This is a genomic window from Haloparvum sedimenti (assembly GCF_001462205.1).
In the GTDB taxonomy this organism is placed as follows: Archaea; Halobacteriota; Halobacteria; order Halobacteriales; family Haloferacaceae; genus Haloparvum; species Haloparvum sedimenti.
Map to the genome: position 1 here is coordinate 6,645 of NZ_LKIR01000116.1, position 9,211 is coordinate 15,855.

Genomic DNA, 9,211 nt, shown 5'->3' on the forward strand with positions numbered 1-9,211 from the left:
CTCGACTCGGCGCTCGCGGCGCACCTCGCGGCGGGCGCGCTGGGCCCTGACCGCGTGCTCGGGCTGGTGATGCCCGGCGCGCCCTCCGCGGAGCGGCACATGCGCGACGCCCGCGAGGTGTGTGACGCGCTCGGGGTCGACCGGCTGGAGGTCGACATCGGGCCCATCGTGGAAGCGACGCTCGCGGACGTGCCCGCGGAGGACCGCGACCGGGTCACCGTCGGAAACGTTCGCGCTCGTGCGCGGATGCTGCTGTCGTACCGCGAGACGAACCGCCGAAACCTGCTGGTGCTCGGGGCGAACAACCGCTCCGAGCGCCTGCTCGGTTACTTCACGAAGTACGGTGACGGCGGCGTCGACGTGGCCGCGCTCGGCGACTGCTACAAGACCGAGGTGTACGCGTTCGCCCGCGCGGTCGGCGTCGACGAACGCATCGTCGGCAAGACCCCGACCGCGGAGCTGTGGGAGGGCCAGACCGACGAGGGGGAACTCGGCGAGAGCTACGAGACCATCGACCGGATCCTCCGCTCGATCGTCGACCGCGGGCTGTCGGTCCCGGAGGTCGCGGAGCGAACCGACATCGACGCGGAGACGGTCCGGGAGTTCGCGGACATGTGGCGCGGGTCCGCGCACAAGCGCGAGGTGCCGCCGACGCCCGGGGTCGAGCGGCGGGACTCCTGAACGGACCGGGATCCGTGTGTCGCGGCGCCGCTCAGTCCCGCGACCGGATCCCCAGCACCTTCACGCGCCGGACCCCGTCGAAATCGCGGAGGCGGTAGACGAGTTCTCGAAGCCGATCGGCCGGTCCGCGGCAGAACAGCGCCTCCAGACACCACTCGCCCTGATGGGTGTGGCTGGTGTTCTGGATCACGTCCTGGTGTTCGTGCTGGACGGCGTGGAGGTCCGCGATCACCTCGTGGTGGCGGTAGTCGAACCCCACCAGCGCGACGACTTCGCCGTCCTCCTCCTCCAGTCGGGCGTGCGCTTCGACGTACTCCTGCATCGCCTCGCGGACCGCCCGCGACCGGCTCTCCAACCCCTCGTCGCGCCAGACGCGGTCGAACTCCGCGACGACCTCGTCCGGAACGCGCAGACTCGTTCGCATGCCGACCGGTTGGGGTGCGGGTCACAAAAACGGGTCGCGAGCGAAGCGGAGGCGATCGCGGCCGACCGCGTATGACGGACCGGCGGGATCGGTCCTAACAACCGCTATACGGCTTGCGGTTGGAGTGGACGACACGATGCTCCACGGTGAAGCGCTCGGACTCCTCGTTGGTGCGGTCGCGCTCGGCGCGATCCACGGGATCGAACCGGGACACGGCTGGCCGGTCGCGGCGACGTACGCGCTCGACCGCTCGAACAAGTGGCTCTACGGGCTGGCCGCGAGCCTCATTATCGGCGTCGGCCACCTGATCAGCAGCATCGCGATGGTCGCGGTGTTCTTCTACGCGACCGCGTACTTCGACCTGACGCAGGTGAACGAGCCGATCGCGCTCGCGCCGGGCGTCGAGGTCGGCGGACCGGTGAGCCTCGTGGCGGGCGTCCTGCTGATCGGCCTCGGCGTCCGCGAGTACCGACACGGGCACAGCCACGACCACGCAGACGGTCACGGCGACCACCAGCACGCTGACCACCAGCACGACGACCACCAGCACGGCGACCACGATCACGACGGCCACACGCACGCCCACGGTTCGTTCGACGACGCGGCCGATCGCGGCCTGCTCGGCATCGCGTGGTTCGCCTTCGTCCTCGGGTTCGCCCACGAGGAGGAGTTCGAGATCATCGCGCTGTGTGCGGGGTCCAACCACTGTCTCGAACTGATGAGCGCCTACGCGCTGACGGTGATCGTCGGCATCGTGACGCTCACGCTCCTGCTGATCGCGGGTTACGAGCGCTTCGAGGAGGACGTGGAGCGCTACGCGCCCTACCTGCCGGTCTTCTCCGCGGTCGTGTTGGTGGTGATGGGCGTCGGCTTCATCACCGGGCTGCTCTGAAACTCGCAATACAGCGGGCGTTTTCTGAATGCTGGAAGGAACCGATACTGAGTGTTGCAGACCGGTTCAGACACCTCGCTTTTTGAAACTCGTGGCGGTGCGGTGCTGTGCGGTCGCAGAGCGGTGCGGTTGCAGTGCCGTGCTGTCGGCGCGCGCCGCGGCGCCCCTGTGGCGCCGCGACCGCGCGAGGGAGGCGGCGGCGCGGCCGCCTGCTGTGCGGTCTCGCGGCCGCGCCGCCGCCGAGGCTGGGGAGGTGCGAGGTCTGCGGTGCGGTTGCGGTGGGTGGGACTGAAAGGGGCAGCCGGCTCGAACCCGCCCGGACGACGCAAGCACCGCAGCGGGCGGTGTTGAGAGCGAGGAGCGCAGCGAGGGTCCCGCGAGGAACGAGCGGGACGACGGGAGTCGCAGCCCGGCAGCCCGCCACTGCAGGCAGCCCGGACCGTCTCCCGGAACCCGGCGCGGTCGAGCCGGCTGGGGCTTTCTGGGTGTTGCTGTCCCCAGTAGCAGGATCGACAGCAGTCACAAAAACACCCACAAGTAGCAGAAAACAGACAAAAACACACCGCTCCACTAAGTATCGCTGTCCGTCAACAGCGGCCGGCCAAGATCGCAAAAAGTCCGAACCGCGCCGACCGAGTGCTACTCGAGGTCGAAGCGGTCGTTCTGCATGACCTTGTGCCAGACGTCCACGAAGTCGTGGACGAACTCTTCCTCGGCGTCGTCGGCGCCGTAGGCCTCCGCGAGCGCGCGGAGGCGGGCGTTGGAGCCGAAGACGAGGTCGAAGCGGGTCGCCTCCCACTGCTGCTCGCCCGTGTCACGGTCGTAGCCCTCGAACACGGTCTCGGTGTCGGAGACGGGCTCCCACTCCGTGCCCATGTCGAGCAGGTTGACGAAGAAGTCGTTCGTCAGCGTGCCCGGGCTATCGGTGAGGACGCCGCGGTCGGTGTCGCGGTAGGTCGCGCCGAGCGCGCGCATGCCGCCGACGAGCGCCGTCATCTCGGGCGGCGTCAGGTTCAGCAGCTCCGCCTTGTCGACGAGCACCTCCTCGGCGGCCTCGTCGTAGCCGTCGCCGAGGTAGTTGCGGAAGCCGTCGGCCTTCGGCTTGAGCGCCTCGAACGACTCCACGTCGGTCTGCTCCTGGGAGGCGTCCGTGCGGCCCGGCTCGAACGGGACCGTCACGTCGTAGCCGGCGTCGGCCGCGGCCTGCTCGACCGCCGCGTTGCCGCCGAGCACGATGAGGTCGGCCAGCGAGACGCGCGTGTCGTCCGCCTGCGCCTCGTTGAACTCCGTCTGAATCTCCTCGTACGTCTCCAGCGCGTCCGCGAGCTCCTCCGGCTCGTTGACCTCCCAGCTGCGCTGGGGGTCGAGCCGGAGGCGGGCGCCGTTCGCGCCGCCGCGCTTGTCGCTGTCGCGGTAGGTGAACGCCGCCGCCCACGCGGTCTTGACCAGCTGCGTGCGGGAGAGCTCCGAGTCGAGGAGGTCCTCCTTCAGCGCGGCCGCGTCCGCGTCGTCGATGAGGTCGTAGTCCGCGTCCGGGAGCGGGTCCTGCCACAGCATCTCCTCGTCCGGGACTTCGGGGCCGAGGAACCGCTCCGGCGGGCCCATGTCGCGGTGGATGAGCTTGTACCACGCCTTCGCGAACGCCTCCTGGAACTCGTCGGGGTTCTCCTGGAACCGCTCCAGAACCGCGCGGAAGTCGGGGTCACGCTTCAGCGCGACGTCCGTCGTCAGCATCATCACGTCCTCGCGGTCCTCCGGGTCGTCGACGCCGGGCGCGGCGTCGTCGAGTTCGCCGCTCTGAGTGGTCCACTGCCAGGCGCCGCCGGGACCCTTCTCGGGCCACCACTTGTGGTCCAGCAGGTTGTCGATGTAGGAGGTGTCCCACATCGTGGGCGTGGTGTTCCACGGGCCCTCGATGCCGCTGGTGATCGTGTCCGGGCCCTTGCCCTCGCCGAAGTCGTTCTCCCAGCCGAGCCCCTGCAGGTCGATGGGGGCCGCCTCGGGCTCGGGGCCGATGTGCTCCTCGGGGTCGGCCGCGCCGTGGACCTTCCCGAAGGTGTGGCCGCCGGCGATGAGCGCGACCGTCTCCTCGTCGTTCATCGCCATGCGGCTGAACGCCTGGCGGATGTTCTTCGCGGAGGCCTCCGTGTCCGGCTCGCCGTCGGGGCCCTCCGGGTTCACGTAGATGAGGCCCATCACGGTGTTGCCGAGCGGCTCCTTGAGGTCACCCTCCTCGTCGAAGCGTTCGGGGGACATCTCCTCCATCTGGTCTTCGGGACCCCAGTCGACGCTCTCGTCCGGCTCCCAGTCGTCCTCGCGACCGCCGGCGAAGCCGAACGTCTCGAAGCCCATCGACTCCAGCGCGACGTTGCCCGCGAGGACGATCAGGTCCGCCCACGAGAGCTTGCGGCCGTACTTCTGCTTGACGGGCCACAGCAGGCGCCGGGCCTTGTCGAGGTTGACGTTGTCGGGCCAGCTACTCAGCGGCGGGAAGCGCTGGTGGCCGCCGGCCGCGCCACCGCGGCCGTCGACGGTGCGGTACGTGCCGGCGCTGTGCCACGCCATCCGGATGAACAGCGGACCGTAGGTGCCGTAGTCGGCCGGCCACCAGTCCTTGGAGTCGGTCAGGACCGCCTCGACGTCGGCTTTCACCTCGTCGAAGTCGAGCTTCTCGAACTCCTCGGCGTAGTCGAACTCCTCATCGTAGGGGCCCACGTCGCGGGCGTTCCGGTCGAGGCCGTCGAGGTCCAGCAGCTCCGGCCACCAGTCCTCGTTCTTCTTCATCGCCGATCACCCTCCGTGACGCGCGTCGTCGCGAGCGCGATGGAGGTCGTCTCGCCCGTACCGTCGTCTGATTTGTCCAGTGACATCGATGATCTTCTCGTGTCCGGAAGGAAGAATCGTACTTACAAAAAACTAGTTATCGGTTCCCGCGAACACGTTCACGTCCCGGCAATCAGGACCGGATCCGACGGCGGTTTATCGGTCCTCGAAGCAGCGTCGAAGGCACGCCATACGTGTCAGAACATTTCTGTTCGGGGTCGGGACTGCGAGCCTACTCGTCGGCCATGTCGCCGAAGACGCGCTCGGCGTCGGCGGGCACGTCGAAGTCGTGGTAGTGCTCGCCCTTCTCCTTGGAGAGCACGTTCAGCGCGGCCGACGCGCCGTCGCCCGCGGAGATGACCGCCTGCCACTCCTCGGCCCGGACCATCGCGCCGGTCGCGTACGCGTCCGCGACGCTCGTCTCCATCGTCACGTCCACGTCGACGACCTCCTCGTCGGTGAACGCACAGCCCAGCTCCTCCGCGAGGTCGCGGTTCGCGCCGGTCGCGAGGATCAGGTAGTCGGCCTCGTACTCGCCCGCCTCGGTCTCGACCGCGAACCCGCCGTCGGTCGTCGCGACGCCCGTAACCTCCTCTCCCTGCTTGCGGTCGACGCCGAAGTCGTCGGCCTGCTGGCGGGCGGTCGCGAGGAACTCCGAGCCGCCGACCGAGCCGATCCCGAGGTAGTTGAACAGGTGCGCCTTGTGCATCCACGTGCCGTCGGCGTCGAACAGCGTCACGTCGAGTCCGTTCTTGGCCGCGAACAGTCCCGCGCTCAGTCCGGCCGGGCCGCCGCCGACGACGAGTACGTCCGTCATGCCCGATCGTTCCGTCGGCCGAGACTTATGCGTGCCGGCCACGGTCGCGACGGCCGGTACTGGACGGCGGAATGACGCGAAGCGGAGAAGGAAAACCGGCGGGCACCGCGGACGTGGAGGTCACTCGGAGCGACGCTTCGACCGCGCCTCGCGGACCTCCGCGCCGTCTCGTAGCCGGTCCGGACAGTTCGGGCAGACGCGCGGCTCGTCGACCTCGTCGGGCGTGAACACCCGCACGTACTGCGTCGTGACGAAGGATCCGCAATTCTGACACTCGGGCATATCTCACACACACGGATGCCAATATAAATCAGTACTGTTTGTTCCCACCTCGCACGACCCTGTTCGATCCCGCCCGGGCTCGGCCGGGGCTCGGCCCACGTCCGGATCAGGCCGGCGATCGGCCCAGGTCCGGGTCCGACAGGCTTCAGGGCGTCGAGGGAGCGTCGGCCGCCGACAGCACCCGACAGACGTCCGCGGACGCGAACGACTCGCGACACGTCGGACACAGCGTCACCGCCACTTCGGTGTCCGAGTCGACGAACGAGACGGTTACCCGCTCACCACCCCCGCCGTTGCAGACGGTACACACCATGGGTGTGCGAGACACCCATCACCCTATTAACAGGTTCGGTCCCGTGCGCGGGGCGAGGTCCGAATGCGGCCGACGCGGCCCGGCCGCCGCCCGTCCGCGACTTCACCAGCCCTCGGGCGCGAGGCCGAGCAGCCGGGCCACGGGGCGATAGGTGAACACGACGGCGGTGATGATCGCCAGCTCGACCCACAGCGAGAGGTCGCCGGCGACGTACTCCGCGGCGCCGACCGCGAGGAACACGGCGAGCAGCATCACGGCGTAGTGCGGGATCACGTCGACGAGCGAAGGGCCCCGCACGGTCACTCCCCGTCGAGCAGGCCCAGATCCGCCGCCGCCATGTCGGCGATGCGGTCGGCGAGTGCGGGGTCGACGGCAGCGACCTCCTCGCCGTCGTGACGCGTCTCGTTGTGCCGCGCGACCGCGTCCGCAACCTCCGAGAGGGGGATCCGCGACCGCGTGCCGCAGTCGTCACAGACGATCGGCACCAGTGGGTCGTCCGAGTCGTCGGTCATTGCCCTATCGCGGCCGCGGTCGGGCAAAAACCCACCGGACCCGCGGACGCTGCCGGAATCCGTGGACGCTCACGGACCCCATGGGCGTCCGTCGGACAGTCGGAGGGCGGGAACGACCGTCCGTCCCGGATCACCCGCCGTAGCCCGTCTCGCTCTCCTCGACGGGCCCCGAGAAGACCGTGTACAGGACGACGAAGTAGCCGAGCACGACGAACAGGAACGGCCCCGCCACGAGCGTGAGCAGGTTGAGCGTGACCGGTGCCGCGACCGCGTCCCGAACGGTCAGCCCGGTCGCGGGGTACGCGTGCGGATACAGCAGGGTCCCGACCAGCAGGACCAGCGACCCGGCACCGAGCCCGACGCTCCACAGCCACGCCCGAACTCGGTTCCGCGCGGCCAGCGCCAGTCCGACGACCGGAAGCGCGACCGTCGCCGCGGCCGCGGCGAGCGGGGCGGGATCGAACAGGCGTCCGCCCGCGCCGAGGGGGTCCAGCGCGACCAGCGTCGCGACGAGCGCGAGGAGCGTCCCGAGGTACGCCGCCGTCGCGGGCCGACCGAGCGCGAGCGCGTCCGCCCGAAGGTCGCCGCGCGTCTTCAGCGCCGCGTAGGCGGTGCCGGCGACGAACGAGAGGCCAACGAGCGCGAGCCCCGTCACCAGACTCGGGAGTCCGACGATCCCCGATCCGAAGACCCACCCGCCGGCGATCAGCCCGAGACAGAAGGGCGCGGCGACGCTGCCGACGACGAACAGGCGGTCGCAGATCCGACGCCACTCGGGGTCGTCGTTCAGCTCCCGGAACTCGCCGGCGACGCCCCGGGCCAGGAGCGCGAACAGGAGCCCGAAGACGGCGAGGTAGTGGCCGCTCAACAGCGCGGCGTACACCGCGGGGAACGCGGCGACGAGCAGCGTTCCGAACGCGACCAGCCACACCTCGTTGGCGTCCCAGACGGGGCCGAACGCCGCCAGCAGCTGTTCGCGCTCCGCCTCGTCGTCCCGGGTCGCGTACACCATTCCCAGCCCGAAGTCGAAGCCGTCGAGGAAGACGTACATCGCGAACGCGAACAACAGCGTCCCGAACCACACCTCCGGCAGCGCGGGGGCGAGGTAGCCGTCGACCGGGATCACGGGCCGTCACCTCCCGAGTCGGGAACGGGCTCGGTCGGGTCCGGTGTCACGTCGGGCTCCGCGACGGCCCCGGCGGTCGCCTCGTCGATGCGCTCGAGCTCCTCGTCGACGAGCCACTTGCAGCCCGCGAGGAAGCCGGCGAGCAACAGCAGGTACAGCGTGATGAATCCGCCGAGCGACAGCGCGGCTTCGATCCCCGTCACGCTCGGCGAGACGGCCGCGTCGGTCTTGAGGAGGTCCTGAATCGTCCACGGCTGGCGTCCCACTTCGGTCACGTACCAGCCGACGACGATGGCGACGAACCCGAGCGGCGTCGACAGCCACAGGAGCTGGAGGTGACGGCTCCGGGTCGCGAGCCGCCCCTTCCGCAGGCGATAGACGCCCCACACCCCGAGCAGGATGAACCAGAAGCCGAGCGTCACCATCGTGCGGAACGACCAGAAGACGACCGCGACCGGCGGGCTCTCCACGTCGAACTCCTCCAGCCCGTAGACGACCGCGTTCGGGTCGCCCATCGACGCCAGCATCGACGCCATGTAGGGGATGGAGACGGAGACGAGGTTCTCGGCACGAGGGTCGAGGATGTCACCGAGGTTCCGCGGGAACGCGATCAGGTGCAGCGGCGCGCCCTGTTTGGTCTGGTAGGCGGCCTCCATCGCCGCGAACTTCATCGGCTGCGTCTGGACGACGTGGCGGGTGTAGGCGTCGCCGTGGATCACCTGAAAGACGCCCGCGACCGCGAGCACGGCGACCGAGACTCGGAGCGCGTGCGCCCACGGCTCGCTCTCCTCGTTGGCCCAGACGAAGTACGCCGCCACGCCCGCGATCAGAAGCGAGACGGAGACGACCGCGGCGTTGGTCATGTGGACGTACAGCCACGGGAGCCGGGGCGTCGTGAACGCCGCGACCGGGTCCGTCAGTCGGACGAGCGTCTCGCCGCCGCGCTCGACGAGTTCGTACCCGCGCGGGGTCTGCATCCACGCGTTGACGACGAGGATCCAGAAGGCGGAGGCCCACGCGCCGGCCATCACCAGCACCGAGGAGCCGACGTAGAGCCGGTCGCTCACGCGGTCGCGGCCGAACAGCAGGATGCCGAGGAACACCGCCTCCAGGAAGAACGCCATGAACGTCTCGAACGCCAGCGGGCCGCCGATCACCTCGCCCGCGAACGTCGAGAACGCCGCGAAGTTCGTCCCGAACTGGAAGCTCAGGGGGATCCCCGTCACCGTCCCGAGTACGAACCCGAGCGCGAACACCTTCGTCCAGAAGCCGCGGAGGCGCGCGAACCGCTCCTCGCCCGTGCGGACCTCCTTGTACGTGAAGTAGACGATGTAGGGCGCG

General features: G+C 69.5%; 11 protein-coding genes. 2 read left to right on the forward strand and 9 right to left on the reverse strand.

From position 1 onward, the window contains the following. A partial coding sequence (locus AN233_RS06485; RefSeq protein WP_176696661.1) for an NAD+ synthase occupies positions 1-681 on the forward strand: 681 nt, incomplete at its 5' end. 31 nt (positions 682-712) lie between these two features. On the opposite strand, the gene AN233_RS06490 is transcribed toward AN233_RS06485, so the two are convergent. Further along, positions 713-1,105 carry a CopG family ribbon-helix-helix protein gene (locus AN233_RS06490; protein ID WP_058365989.1) on the reverse strand — a complete coding sequence of 131 codons (393 nt, stop codon included), beginning with the start codon at positions 1,103-1,105 and terminating at the stop codon, positions 713-715. A gap of 136 nt (positions 1,106-1,241) precedes the next feature. Here AN233_RS06490 and AN233_RS06495 point away from each other — a divergent pair, with 136 nt between their 5' ends. Next, positions 1,242-1,997: a hypothetical protein gene (locus AN233_RS06495; protein WP_058366055.1), complete on the forward strand. Its 756-nt coding sequence runs from the start codon at positions 1,242-1,244 to the stop codon at positions 1,995-1,997. A gap of 639 nt (positions 1,998-2,636) precedes the next feature. On the opposite strand, the gene katG is transcribed toward AN233_RS06495, so the two are convergent. The 8 genes from katG to AN233_RS06525 form a co-directional block, all read right to left on the reverse strand. Next, positions 2,637-4,781 carry a catalase/peroxidase HPI gene (katG, locus tag AN233_RS06500; RefSeq protein ID WP_058365990.1) on the reverse strand — a complete coding sequence of 715 codons (2,145 nt, stop codon included), beginning with the start codon at positions 4,779-4,781 and terminating at the stop codon, positions 2,637-2,639. 271 nt (positions 4,782-5,052) lie between these two features. Beyond that, positions 5,053-5,637 (reverse strand): NAD(P)/FAD-dependent oxidoreductase, encoded by a 585-nt coding sequence (locus tag AN233_RS06505; protein WP_058365991.1) that lies wholly within the window; start codon positions 5,635-5,637, stop codon positions 5,053-5,055. 120 nt (positions 5,638-5,757) lie between these two features. After that, complete coding sequence (locus tag AN233_RS17240; protein ID WP_176696656.1) at positions 5,758-5,919, reverse strand: DUF7563 family protein; 162 nt, start codon at positions 5,917-5,919, stop codon at positions 5,758-5,760. Positions 5,920-6,064: 145 nt separating this feature from the next. Further along, positions 6,065-6,232 carry a hypothetical protein gene (locus tag AN233_RS17245; RefSeq protein WP_176696657.1) on the reverse strand — a complete coding sequence of 56 codons (168 nt, stop codon included), beginning with the start codon at positions 6,230-6,232 and terminating at the stop codon, positions 6,065-6,067. 102 nt (positions 6,233-6,334) lie between these two features. Further along, positions 6,335-6,529 carry a hypothetical protein gene (locus tag AN233_RS06510; RefSeq protein WP_125919992.1) on the reverse strand — a complete coding sequence of 65 codons (195 nt, stop codon included), beginning with the start codon at positions 6,527-6,529 and terminating at the stop codon, positions 6,335-6,337. Positions 6,530-6,531: 2 nt separating this feature from the next. Beyond that, positions 6,532-6,744 carry a hypothetical protein gene (locus AN233_RS06515; RefSeq protein WP_058365993.1) on the reverse strand — a complete coding sequence of 71 codons (213 nt, stop codon included), beginning with the start codon at positions 6,742-6,744 and terminating at the stop codon, positions 6,532-6,534. Positions 6,745-6,874: 130 nt separating this feature from the next. Next, a complete protein-coding gene (locus tag AN233_RS06520; protein ID WP_058365994.1) occupies positions 6,875-7,870 on the reverse strand; it encodes a cytochrome d ubiquinol oxidase subunit II in 996 nt (331 codons plus the stop codon). Next, positions 7,867-9,211: cytochrome ubiquinol oxidase subunit I (locus tag AN233_RS06525; protein ID WP_080508396.1), on the reverse strand; the 1,345-nt coding region annotated here is incomplete at its 5' end. The genes AN233_RS06525 and AN233_RS06520, both read right to left, overlap by 4 nt.